The organism is Lysinibacillus sp. NPDC056220 (assembly GCF_049315265.1).
Taxonomy (GTDB): Bacteria; Bacillota; Bacilli; order Bacillales_A; family Planococcaceae; genus Lysinibacillus; species Lysinibacillus pinottii.
Map to the genome: position 1 here is coordinate 123,729 of NZ_JBMOXD010000001.1, position 17,830 is coordinate 141,558.

Annotated in this window: 20 protein-coding genes; 11 read left to right on the plus strand and 9 right to left on the minus strand. The window is 36.7% G+C overall.

The window, feature by feature from the left end; genetic code table 11:
- Complete coding sequence (locus tag ACOZBY_RS00590; protein ID WP_422761235.1) at window positions 1–756, plus strand: DUF2087 domain-containing protein; 756 nt, start codon at window positions 1–3, stop codon at window positions 754–756.
- Window positions 757–773: 17 nt separating this feature from the next.
- On the plus strand, window positions 774–1,115 hold the full coding sequence (locus ACOZBY_RS00595) for a GIY-YIG nuclease family protein (protein ID WP_036162625.1): 342 nt from the start codon (window positions 774–776) through the stop codon (window positions 1,113–1,115).
- Window positions 1,116–1,181: 66 nt separating this feature from the next.
- Here ACOZBY_RS00595 and ACOZBY_RS00600 read toward each other — a convergent pair whose 3' ends face one another.
- The 3 genes from ACOZBY_RS00600 to ACOZBY_RS00610 all read right to left on the minus strand — a co-directional run bounded on the left by ACOZBY_RS00600 (window position 1,182) and on the right by ACOZBY_RS00610 (window position 3,855).
- Window positions 1,182–1,556 carry an MmcQ/YjbR family DNA-binding protein gene (locus ACOZBY_RS00600; protein WP_031417935.1) on the minus strand — a complete coding sequence of 125 codons (375 nt, stop codon included), beginning with the start codon at window positions 1,554–1,556 and terminating at the stop codon, window positions 1,182–1,184.
- Between the two features lie 98 nt (window positions 1,557–1,654).
- A complete protein-coding gene (locus tag ACOZBY_RS00605) occupies window positions 1,655–2,473 on the minus strand; it encodes a YitT family protein (RefSeq protein WP_012293567.1) in 819 nt (272 codons plus the stop codon).
- A gap of 83 nt (window positions 2,474–2,556) precedes the next feature.
- On the minus strand, window positions 2,557–3,855 hold the full coding sequence (locus ACOZBY_RS00610) for a M48 family metallopeptidase (protein ID WP_031417934.1): 1,299 nt from the start codon (window positions 3,853–3,855) through the stop codon (window positions 2,557–2,559).
- Between the two features lie 331 nt (window positions 3,856–4,186).
- Here ACOZBY_RS00610 and ACOZBY_RS00615 point away from each other — a divergent pair, with 331 nt between their 5' ends.
- From ACOZBY_RS00615 to ACOZBY_RS00645, 7 genes are all read left to right on the plus strand, one after another.
- The gene (locus tag ACOZBY_RS00615; RefSeq protein ID WP_422761238.1) at window positions 4,187–4,672 is read left to right on the plus strand and encodes a LysR substrate-binding domain-containing protein; all 486 of its coding nucleotides are present in this window, start codon (window positions 4,187–4,189) and stop codon (window positions 4,670–4,672) included.
- A gap of 88 nt (window positions 4,673–4,760) precedes the next feature.
- Complete coding sequence (locus ACOZBY_RS00620; RefSeq protein WP_012293564.1) at window positions 4,761–4,889, plus strand: hypothetical protein; 129 nt, start codon at window positions 4,761–4,763, stop codon at window positions 4,887–4,889.
- A gap of 61 nt (window positions 4,890–4,950) precedes the next feature.
- A complete protein-coding gene (locus ACOZBY_RS00625; RefSeq protein ID WP_099806152.1) occupies window positions 4,951–5,409 on the plus strand; it encodes a PTS sugar transporter subunit IIA in 459 nt (152 codons plus the stop codon).
- Window positions 5,406–5,669: a PTS sugar transporter subunit IIB gene (locus ACOZBY_RS00630; protein WP_008174366.1), complete on the plus strand. Its 264-nt coding sequence runs from the start codon at window positions 5,406–5,408 to the stop codon at window positions 5,667–5,669. The genes ACOZBY_RS00625 and ACOZBY_RS00630 overlap by 4 nt, the downstream gene beginning before the upstream one ends.
- A gap of 33 nt (window positions 5,670–5,702) precedes the next feature.
- Window positions 5,703–6,971 (plus strand): PTS ascorbate transporter subunit IIC, encoded by a 1,269-nt coding sequence (locus ACOZBY_RS00635; protein WP_012293562.1) that lies wholly within the window; start codon window positions 5,703–5,705, stop codon window positions 6,969–6,971.
- A gap of 265 nt (window positions 6,972–7,236) precedes the next feature.
- Window positions 7,237–8,223, plus strand: coding sequence for a BMP family lipoprotein (locus tag ACOZBY_RS00640; RefSeq protein ID WP_036215168.1), 987 nt, complete (start codon window positions 7,237–7,239; stop codon window positions 8,221–8,223).
- Window positions 8,220–9,881: a methyl-accepting chemotaxis protein gene (locus ACOZBY_RS00645; RefSeq protein WP_036161109.1), complete on the plus strand. Its 1,662-nt coding sequence runs from the start codon at window positions 8,220–8,222 to the stop codon at window positions 9,879–9,881. Before ACOZBY_RS00640 ends, ACOZBY_RS00645 begins: the two co-directional genes overlap by 4 nt.
- Window positions 9,882–9,936: 55 nt before the next feature.
- Here ACOZBY_RS00645 and ACOZBY_RS00650 read toward each other — a convergent pair whose 3' ends face one another.
- Entirely contained in the window at window positions 9,937–10,695 is a 759-nt protein-coding gene (locus ACOZBY_RS00650; protein WP_099806150.1) for an SDR family NAD(P)-dependent oxidoreductase, read from the minus strand.
- A gap of 165 nt (window positions 10,696–10,860) precedes the next feature.
- Between ACOZBY_RS00650 and ACOZBY_RS00655 the strand changes: the two genes are divergently transcribed.
- Together ACOZBY_RS00655 and ACOZBY_RS00660 are read left to right on the plus strand one after the other, a co-directional pair.
- Window positions 10,861–12,051: an AraC family transcriptional regulator gene (locus ACOZBY_RS00655; protein WP_422761241.1), complete on the plus strand. Its 1,191-nt coding sequence runs from the start codon at window positions 10,861–10,863 to the stop codon at window positions 12,049–12,051.
- A complete protein-coding gene (locus ACOZBY_RS00660; protein ID WP_324611333.1) occupies window positions 11,942–12,217 on the plus strand; it encodes a hypothetical protein in 276 nt (91 codons plus the stop codon). Before ACOZBY_RS00655 ends, ACOZBY_RS00660 begins: the two co-directional genes overlap by 110 nt.
- Window positions 12,218–12,255: 38 nt before the next feature.
- Here the strand turns inward: ACOZBY_RS00660 and ACOZBY_RS00665 are convergent, their stop codons facing one another.
- The 5 genes from ACOZBY_RS00665 to ACOZBY_RS00685 all read right to left on the minus strand — a co-directional run bounded on the left by ACOZBY_RS00665 (window position 12,256) and on the right by ACOZBY_RS00685 (window position 17,820).
- The gene (locus ACOZBY_RS00665) at window positions 12,256–13,539 is read right to left on the minus strand and encodes an NtaA/DmoA family FMN-dependent monooxygenase (RefSeq protein WP_197223748.1); all 1,284 of its coding nucleotides are present in this window, start codon (window positions 13,537–13,539) and stop codon (window positions 12,256–12,258) included.
- Window positions 13,540–13,765: 226 nt separating this feature from the next.
- On the minus strand, window positions 13,766–14,896 hold the full coding sequence (locus ACOZBY_RS00670; RefSeq protein WP_422761243.1) for a CamS family sex pheromone protein: 1,131 nt from the start codon (window positions 14,894–14,896) through the stop codon (window positions 13,766–13,768).
- A 280-nt stretch (window positions 14,897–15,176) separates the two neighbouring features.
- Entirely contained in the window at window positions 15,177–15,572 is a 396-nt protein-coding gene (locus ACOZBY_RS00675; RefSeq protein ID WP_422761244.1) for a VOC family protein, read from the minus strand.
- Window positions 15,573–15,720: 148 nt separating this feature from the next.
- Window positions 15,721–16,635, minus strand: a complete 915-nt coding sequence (locus ACOZBY_RS00680) for a D-alanyl-D-alanine carboxypeptidase family protein (RefSeq protein ID WP_031417922.1) — start codon at window positions 16,633–16,635, stop codon at window positions 15,721–15,723.
- Between the two features lie 90 nt (window positions 16,636–16,725).
- A complete protein-coding gene (locus ACOZBY_RS00685) occupies window positions 16,726–17,820 on the minus strand; it encodes a sensor histidine kinase (protein ID WP_051800228.1) in 1,095 nt (364 codons plus the stop codon).
- Window positions 17,821–17,830: the final 10 nt, after the last annotated feature.

The following is a 17,830-nucleotide window of genomic DNA, read 5'->3' on the forward strand; positions in this document are numbered from 1 at the left end:
ATGGATGTAAATGAACTATTTTGGCAAGCGCCTATCGATAATCTAAAAAAGGGTTATATCGACGATGAGACACATTTCACTTGTCTACTATGTGGAGAAGAAATAGAAAAAGGAATTATTTACCCGTACGATGGCTTACTGTATGAAGCCGAAAAAATGATGCAGCACCATATTACAATTACACACCAGTCTGTATTTCATTACTTAAATGGACTCAATAAAAAAATGACCGGCTTAACTGAGCATCAAAGTCATATTTTACGCTTATTTTATGAAGGTAAATCAGATCAGGATATAAAAAAAGAATTAGAAATTGGCAGTGCCACGACTATTCGTCATCACCGTTTTGCGTTAAAGGAAAAAGAACGCCAAGCCAAGACGTTATTAGTAATGATGGAATTACTGAAGGAACAAGATCGAAAGGAGGATACGTTTGTGTCTATTCATAAAACAGCTACAATGGTTGACGATCGCTATAATGTCACTCTCTCAGAAGAACAACAAGTATTAGCGAAATTATTTCCATATGGTGTTGGTAAGGAGCTAGTTCGTTTTCCTAAGCGTGAAAAACAAAAAATTATAGTACTTCGTGCCATATCAATGCTTTTTGACAAAGAAAAACAATATACGGAAAAAGAATTGAATGAAATCATCAAACCCATGTATGAAGACTATGTTCATATACGCCGTTACTTAATTGAATACGGTTTTCTGGACCGCCAAGCAGACGGTAGTGCTTACTGGGTAAAAAAATAAGAAGGCAGGTCATGAAAATGGATCATAAAAAAGAACTAAAAGAAATGTATAAGGACATGAAAATTGAAGCGGGTGTTTTTACAATGACGAATACACAAACAGATAAAGTATTTGTCGGTAGCTTTAATAATTTGAAACGGTTAAATGGTTTTCAATTTATGCTCAAAACTAATACACATACGAATAAGGAGCTTCAGGCGGACTACAATTCATTTGGTCAAGATGCCTTCGAGGTGAAAATCGTTGAGTATTTAAAGAAGAAGGAAGAGGGTTATTTCGATGCTAAAAAAGAGCTTGAAAAGCTAGAGCAAAAATGGCTCGACACACTAAATCCTTATGGTGAGCGTGGTTATAATTGATTATAAAATAAGCGCATTTACCAATAATCAAGGTAGATGCGCTATCCCTTACTCATAGGAGTCTTGTTATTCTTTTGCTTCCAATAGGTAGATTTCCTGCTGTGCTGTTTTCGTTAATTTACTAAAAACAAGTTCATACGAATGCTTAATAAGATTCTCTACCAAATCCATCGGGACATCTTCAGCATCCATATAAATGGAGTTCCAATGCGTTTTATTCATATAGTAGCCAGGTATAATGCTGGCATAGGCTTCTCTTAATTCCTCTGCTCGCGCAGGCTCACATTTTAACGTTAGCACTGGCCTACCTGTGGTATTTCCTCCAATCATGGCATACATCTTCCCGCCTATATGATAGCGATCTGCTTGCCATTCTTCCTTATAGTCATACGTTGTTCCTTGCAGCTGAAGACAATTTGCATGAATCGTTTCCTTTTCCATTTCCATTCCCCTTCCAAGATCAACTAGTTACCTCTAAAATAAAAAAACACACGTTCGATTATAATTAGTATAATCGAAATCATGTGTTGAGAATAGCGTTATTTACTTGTACCACGATCAAACATCCCCATCACCTCGGTTGTTTGCAAAATATTCACAAACGACTTAGGATCGGTTTCCTTAATCGTACTTTTTACATCAGCCAGTTGATAGCGTGTAATAACCGTAATTAACACTTTACGGCCTTCGCCAGAATAGGCTCCTTTCGCATCGATAATCGTTACCCCTCGATGAAGCTTTTCTAATAACTGCTGTTTGACCTCTTCGCCTTTATTCGTAATAATCATAAGGGTTAATTTAATATGGCTTGTATGAATCGTGTCCACTACTTTTCCGGTAGCATAAATGGAAACAAGCGTTAATAGCGCTGCATCCCAGCTAAAGACAAAGCCGGAAGCTGCCACTACGATACCATTCATAGCAGCAATTAAAGTACCAAGCGGAAAATCACGTTTACGGCTTAGTAGCATAGCAATAATATCAAAGCCTCCAGAGGAGCCTGCTGCTCGGAAAATCAACCCCATTGCAACACCTACGATGACCCCACCAAATAAGGAAGCAAGAATTGGCTCTTGTGTGGCCTTGTAAATCGGAATAATATATAAACTTACTGATAAAACAGCCACCGATAGAATTGTATAGCTAATAAATCGTTTCCCAAGCTTCATCACACCTAAAATGAGCAGAGGTAAGTTCAATAGTAAGTTTAATACCCCGGTATTCAACGGCGTTATAATCCCAAGCATAATAGCAATACCGCTTAATCCCCCACTTAAAATTTCATGAGGAATTAACAAAAAATTATAAGCAAAGGCTACTAAAACGGAAGAAAGTGTAATAATAATCACATTACGCATGATGATGTCCCCTATAAACGACCAAATTTTGATACATCTTTTCCATAGACTACCCAACTTACTTACTGAGAAAACCTATTTATTTACTTTTTCTTCTGTTCTTCCTTTAAAGGACCCTCTTGTTTCTGTTCGCCATTATCAGCGACCTTATCAATACGCTCCAGCATTGGAGGATGTGTATAACGGAACCATTTCACCAAAAGCGGTGGATTGACCTCGCTTAAGCCTGAAATGGTTAGCTTTTGAAATGCCGTTACAGCCGCTTCCCGATCATTCATCAAGTTAATCGCATATTGATCTGCTCTCGATTCCTGGTATCTGGATACGTAATTAGACACGGGATTGGAAGCAAATAATAATATGGAAGTAATTAGTAAAAATAATGGGTAGGAGCTAATATTACTAATTTTATTAATGTTGAATACCTGTCCATATCGTGAAACTAAGCGTCGCATAATTTTGGCGGTTAGCCATAAACCAACTAAAGAGAGTAAAAGATAGCCTACAATGCCAAAATAAATATGTTTTTCAACATAATGCCCCATTTCATGCGCCATAATAAACAAAATTTCATTATCCGTCAATCTGTTTAATGTAGTATCCCAAAGAACAATTCTTGAATTGCTACCGATCCCTGTCACATAAGCATTTAGGGCATTCGTCTTCTCAGCCATATTCACCTCGTAAACATGCTCTGCTGGGATATGTGCCTGGGTAGCAAGTGAAAGTATTTTGCTTTCCAGCTCTTTATTTTTTAACGGATAAAAATCATTGTACAAAGGGTCGATCACAACTGGCTGAATAAACATCACAAAAATTGAAAAGGGGATGGTTAATAGCCATGCATAGAGCCACCATCTTTTTTCACTCTTTTTAATGAGCCAATAGAGCACTGTCACTATGATCAAGGTCATTCCAAAGTTCACCCAAAAATCAATGACACCATCCTTCATCCAAGATCCAAATGCTTGCGTGCTGATGCCATAGCTTTTACTGAGATAATAACGATAATAGTCCAGTGGGAATAAAACGACATAGACTAGTAATGACAATAAAAATAAGTAGGTTGCATTTTGCAAAAGCTTCCACTTTGTTTGGGATGTGCTCACTTTCTCAAAATAACGTGAGACACCAAACAGTAATATCATGAAGTAAACAAGCCATTCCAAGGGAGTAGCTACAAAAAATAAAAAGTTCCGTATTTTTGAGTATTCACCACTTAATAATAGTTCCTTACCAGACATAAACATCACTGGATCAGCAGCAGTTCCCTGTAAGGCACTTGGAATTTTGCCCCCTCCACTGTGGAATATATACCAGTACATACAAAGCACGTAAACACCGAAAAATAGTAGCGCAACAATGCCGATTTTTTTAGCTATATCAATTCCCCCTCATATCAAACAAAGTTCGTCCTATAGTCAGTGTAAGCGAAATTATCAAAGTTAGAACAAATATGGACTACTTTTTATCATCTCTTTTTTGCAAGAAAAAATTCGCTCCATTTCTAACAATGAGGACCATATATCCTTCTCATTGTTTTAAAATGTCGTGAATTTAAGATAGTGCTTATTATTTATCCATTACAAATGTTGTTTTCCCACGTTGATCTTCACTTAAATAGCTTGCGGATAATAAATGGTATCTCTTTGTTTCCTCGTAATAAGTAAGCATCTGCTACAAGCTTTTGCCCTTCATCTGATAAATCAACCTATGCTTTTGCTGCTCCTGCATGTTTCGCTTCGCTTTATTGAAAACCTATTAGCTGGCCATATTGGCTCCCTACGACTAGGAGCAAGCGGATTACCTGCACATATTTTTATGCCAGATTTAATTCATCAAGTTTCACTGGCTTATCCAGAGATTCGTATTTCGTTAGAGGTAAAAACAGCTCCTGAAATTGAAAATAAAGGGGCGCTTCAGGAAATAGATTTTGGGCTCATTATGGAAACTAAACAGGAAAATACTGCCCTTCAATACGAGACAATCGGAGAGGATTCCCTTGTTTTGGCATTCAGTCCAACACATGAACTTGCTTCTAAAAAGAGCATCACCAAAGAGGATGTTCTTAAAAATAAGCTTTTATTGCATACTTCTTCTAGCTCCACGAATCACTTTATCGAAAAGAGGATGGACCCTTTTCAGCCTTCTACTTATACCATCGAATTGGATTCTGTGAGTACAATAAAAAAAGGCTGACCTTCTTAAAGAACTTAGCCTTCGTTTCTGATGCCTTAATTGAAGAATAGTTAAAATCAGGTCTACTAATGAAAAGGATTTACAGGATGTGACGCTTCAGAGAAAGATTCAATTTATATATCCTAAAACTCGTTTAGATAATGCCATTGATGAGTTTGTCAAAATGTCGATTTACAAAGTAGCACAGCGATTAAAAATGTCTTCAGTTCTGACATAATTCCACAGATAGCCGTAATAAAATGCAATGGGGATATATTTATTAGAAAGGAGGAAAGTATTTGCTAACCAAATTGCTGACAAAGGATTGTATCCAAATTGCAAACGTTGTTCCGTCCTGGCAAGAAGCTATTCGTTTAGCTGCCACCCCATTAGTCCGTCAAAACAAAATTGAACAGCGGTATATCGAGGCAATGATTCAATCCATTGAGCAATATGGTCCTTATGTCGTTATTACACCGAAAGTCGCTCTTCCACATGCACGACCATCAGACGGTGTCTATGCTCTAGCAGTAAGTTTGCTATGTTTACAGCAGCCTGTTTTTTTCAGCCCTAATCAGCCTGTCTTTTTAATTTTTGTTTTAGCTGCTATGGACAATACTTCACATCTACAGGCATTGGCTGATCTAACCTTAGTGCTACAACATCCGGATCAGGTTGATAGCCTAATTGCTTGTCAGCATGAGGAAGACATAAGTGAGAAAATTAAACAATTTACGACAAAGGAGTCAGCAGGATGAAAATATTAGTCGTGTGCGGTAGCGGATTAGGAAGTAGCTTTATTTTAGAATTAAATGTAAAGAAGGCATTAGAGGCTATGGGCAAAGAGGCTGAGGTGACCCATACGGATTTAGCATCCGCAAAGGCGGAGAAAGCTGATATTTATTTAGGTGCGGCCGATATTGTGAATGAATTAGCGAAAGACAACGCAATCATCGTGAGTATCGTCAATATGATGAATATATCGGAAATTAAGGAAAAGCTGGAACCTTGGCTTTAAGCAAAAAAAAATTGGATAGGATGAGGTGTTGGTATGTTAGATGTTATCATGCATGACATTTTAGGAACACCAGCTATATTAGTCGGCCTATTCGCATTTGTTGGTTTATTAATTCAAAAGAAATCAAGCTCCACTGTTCTTTCTGGTACTTTAAAAACAATTATGGGCTTCGTGATTCTTGGGGCAGGAGCAACTGTCCTAATTGGCTCGTTAGATCATTTTAGTAAAATGTTCGACCATGCTTTTCAAGTTCAGGGAGTTATTCCTAACAACGAAGCTATCGTAGCAGCTGCCCAAACTAATTTCGGAACAGCAACTGCACTCATTATGGTATTTGGGATGATTTTCAACTTATTACTTGCGCGATTTACGCCATTAAAATATATCTTTTTAACTGGGCATCATACATTATTCATGGCTTGCTTAATCGCTGCTTCTTTATCTGTTGGTGGAATGAGTGGGACACCTCTTATCATCGTCGGCTCTATTATACTGGGGCTTTGTATGGTAGTATTCCCTGCTATTTTGCAACCAACTGTCCGCCAAATAACAGGCAATGATGATTTTGCTGTCGGTCACTTTGGTAGTGTTGGTTACTATGTATCAGCTAAAATCGGAAAGCTCTTTGGCAATAAAGCAAAATCAACAGAGGATATACAGGTACCTAAGTCACTTGGCTTTTTACGAGATACCTCTGTCGCCATCTCTTTAACTATGAGTGTATTCTTTATCATTGTAGCGTTTTTCGCAGGGCCTTCCTATATTGAGGCTCAACTATCTGATGGATCTAACTTCATTATTTTCGCCATTATGCAAGCGATTACATTTGCAGCTGGTGTTTATATCATTTTAGCTGGTGTACGGATGTTAATTGCTGAAATTATTCCAGCCTTTAAAGGCATTGCTGATAAACTTGTACCAAATACAAAGCCTGCACTCGATTGCCCAACTATTTTCCCCTTCGCCCCAAATGCTGTTATCATCGGTTTCTTATTTAGTTTTTTAGCTGGACTTGTTTCAATGTTTATACTACCTTTCATCGGACTGAAAGTGATTGTTCCAGGGCTAGTTCCCCACTTCTTCACTGGCGCTGCAGCAGGTGTGTTTGGTAATGCTACAGGAGGCAGAGTTGGTGCCATGTCAGGTGCCTTTGCCAACGGTTTATTGATTAGCTTTATTCCTGCGATACTTCTGATTTTTATGGGAGACATCGGCTACGAAGGCACAACATTTGGTGATTCAGACTTTGGTGTTATCGGCATTATTATTATTAATTTATTAAAATTATTTGGAGCTGTTTAAAATTTAGATAAAAGCCCTACGCAAATTGCGTTGGGCTTTTTTGTTATTGTACATACGTGGGAAAGTGGGAAACTTTAATAAATTTATTACTTGATTAGTCATCAAGCTTTAGATTATTAACTTATTATGTATATAGATTTGGATATATATTCTTATAGATTCTACAGAAATTTATTTTATTCGTCGTCTGACATCAGACTAAAAATATTAAATTTTTGCCGATATATACTTTATAACTAGGAAACAACAGGAGGTAGTACACATTTTGAAGAAATTAATGGTGGCTTGTCTTTTGATTGCTCTATTAATAGCAGGTTGTTCATCGGCTCAGACAGAAACATCAAAGGAAGACTATAAGATAGGCGTTTTACTATCGGATGCTGGACTTGGAGATGAATCATTCAACGATTCTGCGTTTAAAGGACTTGAAAAGGCGCGGGATGAGCTTGGTATTTTATTTGATTATAAAGAGGCACCAGATGGAAATTATGAGGAAAAACTACAGGAGCTTGTAGAAGAAAAATATGATATTATCATTGGTCTCGGTTTCTCTGTACAAGAGGCACTAGAAAAGACTGCGAAGCAATTCCCGGAGCAACAGTTTGTATTGATTGATGGACAGTCAGATGTGAACAACATTATTTCTATTACCTTTAAGGAGCAGGAAGGAAGCTTCTTAGTTGGTATGGTGGCTGCTATGACAAGCAAAACAGGAAAAATCGGCTTTATTGGTGGGGCAGATGCTCCTGTTATCCATCACTTTGAAAATGGTTTTATAGAAGGAGCTCACTATGTAAACCCAAATATTGAAATTATGAGTGACTATGCAGGAACCTTTGATGATACACAGGCTGGTGCGGCAATCGCTGATAAATATATTCAACATCAAGTTGATTTTATTTACCACGCTGCTGGTTTTACAGGCTTTGGGGCGATTAAAAAAGCTGAAGAGATGGGAATTTATGCAGCTGGGGTTGATATCGATCAATTTTATATTGCTGAAAAAACAGTCGTCACTTCTATGTTAAAGAATGTTGACCATGCTGTTTTTCAACTCGCAAAAACATTGGTGGACGAAGGTAAATTAACTGAAAAATCCTTGGCTCTAGGGCTAGCCGAGCAAGGTGTTGGACTAGCTGATATCCGTGTGATTACATTAACGTCTGAGCAACAAGTCGCTATTGAAAAAGCCCGTGAAGCGATTGTTGCAGGCTCGATAAAAGTTTCTGCAGAAAAGAGGGATAGCCAGTGACACTACGAAAGAAATTATTTATGAACACGTTGATCCCCATCTTGCTGGCAATGGGGATGATTGGTTTTATTATTGTTCAAACATTTTCCATTCAAACAACAGCACAAGACGATACCGCACTATTACTCTCAGTGAAAGAGCTTGAACAAAGCTTCGTAGTTGCTAGCCAATCATTAAACAACTACACCTATTTAGATAGTGAGGCCAATAAAAACGAAGCGCTTGCTATATTACAAGAAACAAAAGTCAATTTAGATGCATTAGCATCTCTGACAAAAATTCCTGAACATCAAAAATTAATCAATAAAATATCGAATAAATTTGCAGAGCTTGAAAAAGCTACAAAATCGGGTTTCCAAGATGACAATCGTTCAGAAATTAAAAAGCAATCTCTTCGAATTAAAGGCATTTTAAATGATATGTATTTGTTAAAAAAAGAAACAAATGAATGGTATCAAGAGATGATACAAGTAACAAAGCAAAAAATTGGTTTTATTATTACAACAGCTATCATAGGCAGTATCCTATTAATCTTAGCAACGATTATTTATTCCTATGTAGCTGCTAAAAGAATTACCAAACCTATCAACCAAATTGTAGAATGTGCACAGAGCGCAGCTACTGGGGACCTTACAATAGATACCTCCACCCTTTCCTATCAATCAAATAGCCGTTATGAGATTGATCGATTGACGGAAAGTTTTTCACAAATGATGACGAATTTAAGGAGCACTGTGTTGTCCATTGATCAAATAGGCAAGGATGTTAGTTTATTTACACAGGATGTAACAAGCCATATGCAAAATATTAACGAAGGTAGCAATCAAGTAGCCGTATCTACTGACGAATTAGCAAAGGGTAGTTACACGATGTCAGAAGATATACAATCGGTCGCGATGCTCATGAATAATATGTCGGATCAATTTAAATCCGTTGCTCACACAACGGAGCAATCAGCTATACATGGTAAACAGGCATTGGATGCCGTTCAAAATGGGCAATATACATTGGAAAAACAATCTACCATTGCAAAAGATATTCAAGGCGCTTCACTAGCAATAAAGAATGCAGTTACTCAATTTTCACAATTTACAACAGAAATTGAAGGAGCAGCTAATGCTGTTCATACCATTGCCAGTCAAACAAATTTATTAGCTTTAAATGCGGCTATTGAAGCAGCCCGTGCTGGCGAAGCAGGAAAAGGATTTGCCGTTGTAGCCGATGAAGTTAAAAAGCTTTCTTCGGAAACTGAAAATGCCACAAATTTAATTTCTTCGATGGTGACTCATATTAAAGATGGTATCGACCACATTCTAGTTACGGCTGAAAGAGGGCATGAGCTTTCAAATGAGCAAGCACAATCAATGCTAGAAACGGAACATTCATTTGCAGCCATTACTAATCATATCACTGATATCCATCAAGATTTACAGCATCTTACTAAGGAAATGATGCAAACAAATGAAATGAGCCAGCAAGTGAATGGGACGATTGAAAATATCTCTGCGATTACAGAAGAAACAGCGGCGGGTACAGAGGAAATTTCAGCATCCACGCAGGAACAACTAGTATCCTTCCAGAAAATAAATACAAAAATCGTCGATCTTCAAAAAATGACGGATACATTAATGAATGAGCTAAAAAAATTCACTTTATAGCCCCAATCAAACATGAAAAAATCCAGTGGCTAGTCGTGCACTGGATTTCTTCATTTTACAATGTTAAGCCGCCATCAACCACTACGATAGAGCCTGTCATATAGCTTGCTTTGTCTGAAGCTAGGAAAACAACCATTTCTGCTAACTCTTCTGGTTTAGCGTAGCGTCCCATTCTCATATTTGGAATTTCCTCTGGAATATAGCCACCTGTTTCAAACATAGCAGTGACACTGTTTGTTAACGCTGTTTCTACTCCGCCAGGACAAATCGCATTGATACGAATACCTTTTTTCACATATTCTAATGAAGCAGATTTCGTTAAACCTACAACCGCATGCTTACTTGCAGAATAAATGGCCATACTATGCTCGCTACGAACGCCCGCTGTTGAAGCCGTATTTATAATCGAGCCGCTACCTTGTCCTTCCATAACTTTAATCACATGTTTTAAGCCAAGAAAAACACCTTTTACGTTGATTGCCATAATACGATCATATTCATGATCAGTAATCTCTGTTAATGGGGAGATTTTCTGAATCACGCCTGCATTATTGAAAAACACATCAATACGACCATATGTTTCAACAGCAGCATTCACATATTTCTCTACATCTTCACTGTTCGAAACATCGGCCTGAACGAAGATTCCTTCTCCGCCTTGCTCTTTCATCAAGTTTAATGTCTCTTCTCCCGTTTCCTTGTTGAAATCAACAACCACGACTTTTGCACCGTTGCTAGCAAGCTTTAAACTGCTTGCTCTTCCAATACCGCTCCCTGCACCCGTTACAACTGCAATTTTATTTAAAAGTTCCATCTTCCATTCCTCCCTAGTATGTTGAATACATGGTCTATTTTATTGCTACTTTCCCCTTTTTTATTGTATTATTTTACACAAAATAGTACTTTCCCATTGTCTATTCATAAAAATTGAAACTGCTTTCATTTTGATAGCACCATTAAGGACTGAGGTGTGTAGAACGTGAAAATATCCACTATCGACCTTCAATACATAAGTCAATTAATTTATGAAATACATCATCTTCCTGTTTCTTATATTCATGCATCGGGAGAAATAATTTTTGAATATGCATCAGCGGAATGTCTCAATCATTCATCCTATTGTTCTATAAAGGAACAATTGAAAACATATCCTTACCATACGTCTTCAACCGACTACCCGATTTTTTTCACGATCTCTAATGTTAATTTTTTCTTTATCAACCTCACGATAAACGAACAATATTTAGGAGCCTTAATTGTCGGACCCTCTCTTTCACCACAAATGGAGGAAATCACTGATTATGAGCATGAGCCTATTCCTACTCTTCATTATCAGGAATACTTAGCTATTAGTTTATTTGTTTATTATTCCATCTATCAGCAAAAATTAAATAAAACAGCGGTTATTCATTATAATCAAGAGCTAAAGCCCCTCATTCGTCATGAGGGACATACAGCGCTTGAGCTTTCGTATGCCAGAAGAAATGATATCGTTCATACAAATCTTTACTACGAAAAAATATTGTTAGACAATGTGAAAAATGGGCGTATGGAGAAATTAACAGAAGTCTTGAATTATTCCATTGTTGAACAAGCGGAACTAGGAGTACTTTCAAAACGCAATAATTTAAAAAGTGTACAATATTTGATGATTACTGGGATTGCCCTAATTTGTCGTGCAGCGATTGAAGGTGGGTTAAACGAAGAAACAGCCTTTACATTAAGTGATTTTTATATTCAAAAACTAGAGGATCAAAATAATTTAATCGACATTCTTTCGTTAATGGAGGAAGCTATTTACGACTATACTAGCCGAGTGGCACAAGCTAGTACAAGGAAATTTTCAGCACCCATTACTACTTGTGTCCATTTTATTGAAAATCAATTATATGGGGATATAACTCTCGATCAGCTTTCAGCTATTTGCCATTTAAGCCCTAATTATCTTTCTTCTTTATTTAAAAAGGAAGTTGGGATTTCCTTTACTGAATATATTCAGCAACAAAGAATCGATGAGGCGAAAAAGCTTTTAACATTTACAAACTATCCAATTTTAGATATTGGCTCTTTACTTAATTTCACAGACCAAAGCTATTTTATTAAAGTTTTTAAGAAATTTACGGGTATCACCCCTAAGCAATATCGTAGGCTTTCTAACAGAATTCTCTGAGGCACCTACGCTCACAGAAGATACATGGCTCGAAGTAGTCGGCACAATTGGTCAAACAACTTATGAGGGGGCAAGCTTACCTGTCATCCATATTGATAATTGGGTAGCAATTGAACAACCCGAATCACCCTATCTTTATCCTATTAATATTCGGATGAGCTTCTAGCAATAAAAGGGCAAAACGATTTGTTTGCCCTTTTACGTTTATTTATTAGATAATTGTACATTTAAGCCTAAATGGGACCGTAATGTGCTACCTTCATATTCAGCCCGGAATAACCCACGCTCTACTAACATAGGGATAACATCGCTAAAGAATAAATCCAAAGATTTCGCAGGACCACCTGGAACAGCAATAAAGCCATCCAATGCCCCCTTCTCATAAAAAGTAACGATTTGATCGACAATATCATGTGATGTGCCGATTGCTACAAGATGTGCAGATCCAATTACTTCTGGACGAGCAAGCAATCCCTCAACAGATGGTTCATTTTCCATGATGTAACGACGAACAAGTTTAGCATGTGTTCGACTGCGTACTTTCTGATTCTCAGGTGGTAACATATCCACTGTTACAGGATCATGAAGTGCCATATGTCGAACATTCAAACCAATGACTGACTCTAAAGCATTGTAACGACGCTCCAGGGTTAAATGTGCGTGTGCTTGATGGTACATGTCTAATGCTTCTTCATATGTATCTCCAATAAAGAAATAGAGTCCTGGTAATAACCGTATATCATCTGCTGTACGTCCCACGTTAACAGCACGTTTCCGTAAATCATTGCGCATTTCAATACCAACCTCCATAGCTGGTGTCGCCGCAAAAATGGCATTCGATACGGCTGCTGCAAATTGTCGCCCTACGTCCGATGCTCCTGCTTGAAATAATGGAATTTCTCCTGCCGGATGCATCGGTATATTTAACGGCCCCTTTATATGGAAAAACTCTCCCTCATGATTGATAGGCTTCATAAGTTCTTTTATTTTCTCTATATCACCATCTGTTTCTAACATTTCATATGGATGACTATGCCATAGCTGCTTCACAATCTTAGTACATTCAGCCGCTTTAGCATAGCGCTCCTCTGAGGAAGGCATAGGCTCGTTACTAAAATTATAGGCACCATCAATGGAAGTCACAATATTCCACCCTACACGCCCACCACTAATCCAATTCAAGGATTGTAATTGACGGGCAATCAAATAGGGTGGTGTAAAGGATGTAGAAATGGTCGTTACTAATCCTATTTGCTTCGTTTCTCTGGCCACTGTTGCCAATAAAAAGCTAGGGTCTAACCCAACTGTACCTTTTGTTTTAGCCATTAATTCTGGATGAGCCATTAAATAATCTGCCTTAAATAGAAAATCTAATTTAGCCGCCTCCGCACGCTTTGCGAATGCAATATGTTCATCAATCAATGCACCTTTCTCACCATCTTTGTCATGCACAGCTAGATGCATACCAATAATGAGATGTCTTTTCATAGATACTTCACTCCTTTTAAATGAAAATGATTATCATTTTCATCATACCCATTCATTTTAAAGATTGCAATGCCATTTGCCATAAAAAAAGAGGTGCCTCAGTTATATGGGCACCTGTACTTTTTAAACACTTACTATAAAGGATAATATAGGTATTATCATCCATGAAAAGTTTGACCTCTTTATTAACAGCTAGCCTAAAATAAACATTTACGATGTCGAGAAGTTAAATAGGCTTTGCAAAAATTTGTTTTTCAAGAGGGTCCCAAAGCACAATTCCTACATCTTGTTGCTGATCAATGATCCGAACTGTAATGGGAATATAATCGATTAATATCCTATTTAAATTGGTACTTATGAGCTGTAATAGACCAATCAGCTCTGGTTCATTTATAAGTGGAGCGTTCACCTCTATTTGAATATCTGTTAATTTGCCTTTTTCATATTGTAGCTTGCCAAATATTTTTAGGTTTAAATGTTTAAATCCTTTCTGAATATCCTCTTTGAAAAGCAATAGTTTTGTATACATATTCTGGTCTAAAGTATATAACGCTTCCGAAGGGAATATATAAAATTTCTTATCTATTTCAGCCCATTTTGTGATGGTAGCTTCCCCATGAGGAATAAACGTTTCTGCTAAAAATACCCCTGGAATAATATCATTTATATTCGATTCCTGAAATAACGTAAGGTAAATAGGAACATTCGGTATTTTTACATTTCCCCTAATATCTTTAACTATCTTTTCAGCTACTTTTTTACCAAAGATTTTGACATCATCAATTTCATCATTATTTTGGTCTACCTTCACTTGCCCAGTGTAAATTAAACCTTCATCATCAGTTACTCGTATATCATAATATTCATTTAACGATATGGCGATTGACATTCCCTCTATTTTATTAGTTTCTTTATTAATAAAATCTTGTTCCAATACATGAGAAAGGATTAAGGGATACCTCTTTTCATCCTCTAATACATTATCGGTTTGATGTTCAATAGCGGGGTTTAAACCCACATCTTCATTGGTTTTTCTACTTAGCCATTGGCTAATTGTTTTACCACTTAAATATTGACCTTCCTGCATATAGAACTTCTCTGTGGAAAAATGACTGACTGATAATTCCATTAAACCTCTTTCTATTTCATTCATATTTAATGCATTATTCATATTCTTAATAATGGAGCCTCTAGCAATATTAAATTTAGCAGGTTGTTGAATTTCATACGTTTCCTTTTTTTGAATAGACGATATATACTTTTTCTCATCCTTCGTGACCTCCTCCATCTCACTATTACAAGAACTTAATAACAAGAGGGATGCCACTGATAATAACATTCGTTTTCTTCTTTTCATTCCATTTACTCCTTGATCACTATGTAGCAATTCAAACTCCTTTATTAAAGATACCAAATTTACCAAAATAAAACATTATCAATTTGAAAATTTAACCACTTTCATCCCTTCTGACGATGCGTTACCACCAATTAAAAAAAGACCTATGTCCGTAAAAGAACATAAGTCTTACTAGTTGTTTGCATAGGGGGTTAGTTTTGATGAAGTCGGTTTGCTCTGAGTTTTTATGACCCTTCAAGCACTTTTCCCTACTTACTAGGCAAATGCTACATCAGTTTGCTTATTTTGCATTTTTATCTGGCTGATGAATACCAAATACATTCCCTTCCGTATCCATATAGTATCCCTGCCATGCCATACCGGGTAATGCATACTTGGGCATGGCTACTTGACCACCATTTTCAAGAATACTTGCTTCTGTTACATCATAACTTTCTACACCCATCGTACAGGCGAATCCATTCATAGCTTGGTTTGGCTCCGGAGGAGGACCTTGACGTTGCATTAAAGCGCCATCAATGCCATGCTCATCCTCACCACCTGTTACTGCCCCAAAATAGGGCATCCCTGCGTAGTCACTCCAATCTTGAAATGACCAACCAAAAACGTTCCCATAGAAATTCTTTGTTCTCTCCATGTCACTTACATGAATTTCAAAATGCACTAATCTCCCCATTGTATCCTCCTTAGTAGCAAACATGTTTGAATACATTTACTATAAAGCATTTTTTGAAGGATGAAAAATAAAACAATTAGTAATTTTCTATTAATTCAGCATTGGTTGATTTATGACGATTCTCTAAAGGTTAATCTTCTACACTAATTTATAATTGACTATACACGGAAAATGCATCTGTTATATTATATTGTTCTGTTCGGGAATTTCCTTCCGCTCCCACTGTTACTAGGATGTATTCTTGTCCATTTATTGTAGCTAAACTTGCTAAGCATAAACCCGCGTCGTCAGTATAACCTGTTTTTCCACCTAAAATTTCTCCGCCTGGTAATGCTCTTGTTGTCATATTTTGAAACATTTTATTTGTAAAAGTTATCCCCTCAGGATGACGATTTGTAGGTTTGATAGAATATCTTTCGGCTGTATAAACTTGACGAAACTCATCATTTGTTAATGCATATTGCAACAGTAAAGACATATCTTTAACAGTCGTATAATGATCTGAATGATGCAATCCAGTAGTATTCATAAAATGAGTATTTTTCATGCCTAACTGTTGGGCCTTTTCATTCATTAGATTTACAAATTTTCTTTCCGAACCAGCAATATATTCAGCTAAACCGATGGAAGCCTCTGCCCCTGATGGCAGCATAGAACCATATAATAAATCCTCTAGCGTTAGCTTTTCATTTGGGAGAAAACCAGCAAGTGATGCATTCGCTTCGTATAAATTATTAAATATATTGTTCCCTAAAACAATTTCTTCCTGTAAATTAGGAATCTGCTCGATAGCAACTAAAACCGTCATCATTTTTGTTAATGATGCTGGATAGATAACTTCCTCGCTATTTTTATCTATCAAAACTTTATTATCATCCAAATTCACTAAAATAGCATTTGAGCTATATAAATTAACATTCATCATATCGCCACTCTTTGTTGGCGTGTCGAATGATTGTGTGTTGACTTGTAAGGATACAGGTGTTTCTTTAGCCCATATAAAATAAACAAACAGCATGACGAACATGAATAGTATAGTAAAAATTCCTTTTCTCTTGAACATATAAAAACAACTCCTTCTCATTATGTCTTTATTCAAACATAAAAAGAGGAGCTTTATTTTAATTAACTATTAGTGAATTCTTAAGGTTTCTTAAGAATTACTCGGAAGCATGACAGTAAATATAGTTTTTTCGTTACTTGAAGTAGCTGTAATGGTTCCTCCATGGGCTTGTACAATTTCATTTGAAATAGCTAATCCTAGTCCCGCACCACCAGTTTGTGTGGATCTTGCATTATCTAAACGATAAAACTTTTCAAATATCATCTTTAATTTTTCTGGAGGAATCGTCTTTCCTGTATTCGAAAACGAAATAAATGTCTCGTTATCTTCGTTTTTAGCACTAATTTCAATTGTACTGTTTGGATCACTATAGGCCATTGCATTTTTTAAAATATTATTAAATACTCTTGCTAATTTATTTCCATCTGCATATATCGTAATTTCTCCATCTATATGGACGATTGCCTTTTGGCCTCTAGGTGCTAACAATGGATAAAATTCATCGGCGACTTGCATCAACATATAGTTTAAAGGTATTGATTCTTTCTCTAAAATAATGGATTGTAAATTAAATCGAGTGATTTCAAAAAACTCGTTAATTAAATGCTCAAGCCGATAAGATTTTTCGAGCGTAATCGTTACATATTTTTCTTTTTGCTCTATAGGCATGTCCTTAGCCTCGTCTAAAAGGCTTAAGTAGCCAATCATCGAAGTCAAAGGAGTTTTAATATCGTGTGCTAAATAAACAACGAGGTCATTCTTCCGTTGCTCCGCCTCTTGCGCATCCCTCGCTCGTTTTTCTAATTTATTTTTTACATCATTTAATTTTTTCTCTAAAAAATCTAGCTCTGCGGGAAGACGGATCTCCTGTTCTGACTCGTCAGAAAGCATGGAAATACTAGAACTAATTTGATGAAAATAGCGAGTAAAACGAGATAGGGCCATATAAAAAATAACTAGAAGTAATAAAATGAATCCAATCGTTAGCCAAAGGGGTTTATTTTGTTGGAATAATACAAAATAAGCTTGTCGGGCTGCATAATAATCTAATTGTAAAACATTTTCACAGAAGGACATAAAAGCATTAGCAAAAGGCGCTTGCAAAACACCATCGATGAGGGCGAAGTTGATAATAAGACCAAATAAAATGGCCACGACAAGAATAAAGATAATTTGTAAAATCATTTTCCTCTTC

What these genes read in the sequence shown, in the direction of transcription:
- ACOZBY_RS00665 (WP_197223748.1), bottom strand. Translation starts at nt 13,539, where the DNA reads ATGAAAAGACATCTCATTATTGGTATGCATCTAGCTGTGCATGACAAA.
- ACOZBY_RS00595 (WP_036162625.1), top strand. Translation starts at nt 774, where the DNA reads ATGGATCATAAAAAAGAACTAAAAGAAATGTATAAGGACATGAAAATT.
- ACOZBY_RS00670 (WP_422761243.1), bottom strand. Translation starts at nt 14,896, where the DNA reads ATGAAAAGAAGAAAACGAATGTTATTATCAGTGGCATCCCTCTTGTTA.
- ACOZBY_RS00630 (WP_008174366.1), top strand. Translation starts at nt 5,406, where the DNA reads ATGAAAATATTAGTCGTGTGCGGTAGCGGATTAGGAAGTAGCTTTATT.
- ACOZBY_RS00590 (WP_422761235.1), top strand. Translation starts at nt 1, where the DNA reads ATGGATGTAAATGAACTATTTTGGCAAGCGCCTATCGATAATCTAAAA.
- ACOZBY_RS00615 (WP_422761238.1), top strand. Translation starts at nt 4,187, where the DNA reads ATGCTTTTGCTGCTCCTGCATGTTTCGCTTCGCTTTATTGAAAACCTA.
- ACOZBY_RS00685 (WP_051800228.1), bottom strand. Translation starts at nt 17,820, where the DNA reads ATGATTTTACAAATTATCTTTATTCTTGTCGTGGCCATTTTATTTGGT.
- ACOZBY_RS00605 (WP_012293567.1), bottom strand. Translation starts at nt 2,473, where the DNA reads ATGCGTAATGTGATTATTATTACACTTTCTTCCGTTTTAGTAGCCTTT.
- ACOZBY_RS00680 (WP_031417922.1), bottom strand. Translation starts at nt 16,635, where the DNA reads ATGTTCAAGAGAAAAGGAATTTTTACTATACTATTCATGTTCGTCATG.
- ACOZBY_RS00600 (WP_031417935.1), bottom strand. Translation starts at nt 1,556, where the DNA reads ATGGAAAAGGAAACGATTCATGCAAATTGTCTTCAGCTGCAAGGAACA.
- ACOZBY_RS00650 (WP_099806150.1), bottom strand. Translation starts at nt 10,695, where the DNA reads ATGGAACTTTTAAATAAAATTGCAGTTGTAACGGGTGCAGGGAGCGGT.
- ACOZBY_RS00675 (WP_422761244.1), bottom strand. Translation starts at nt 15,572, where the DNA reads ATGGGGAGATTAGTGCATTTTGAAATTCATGTAAGTGACATGGAGAGA.
- ACOZBY_RS00635 (WP_012293562.1), top strand. Translation starts at nt 5,703, where the DNA reads ATGTTAGATGTTATCATGCATGACATTTTAGGAACACCAGCTATATTA.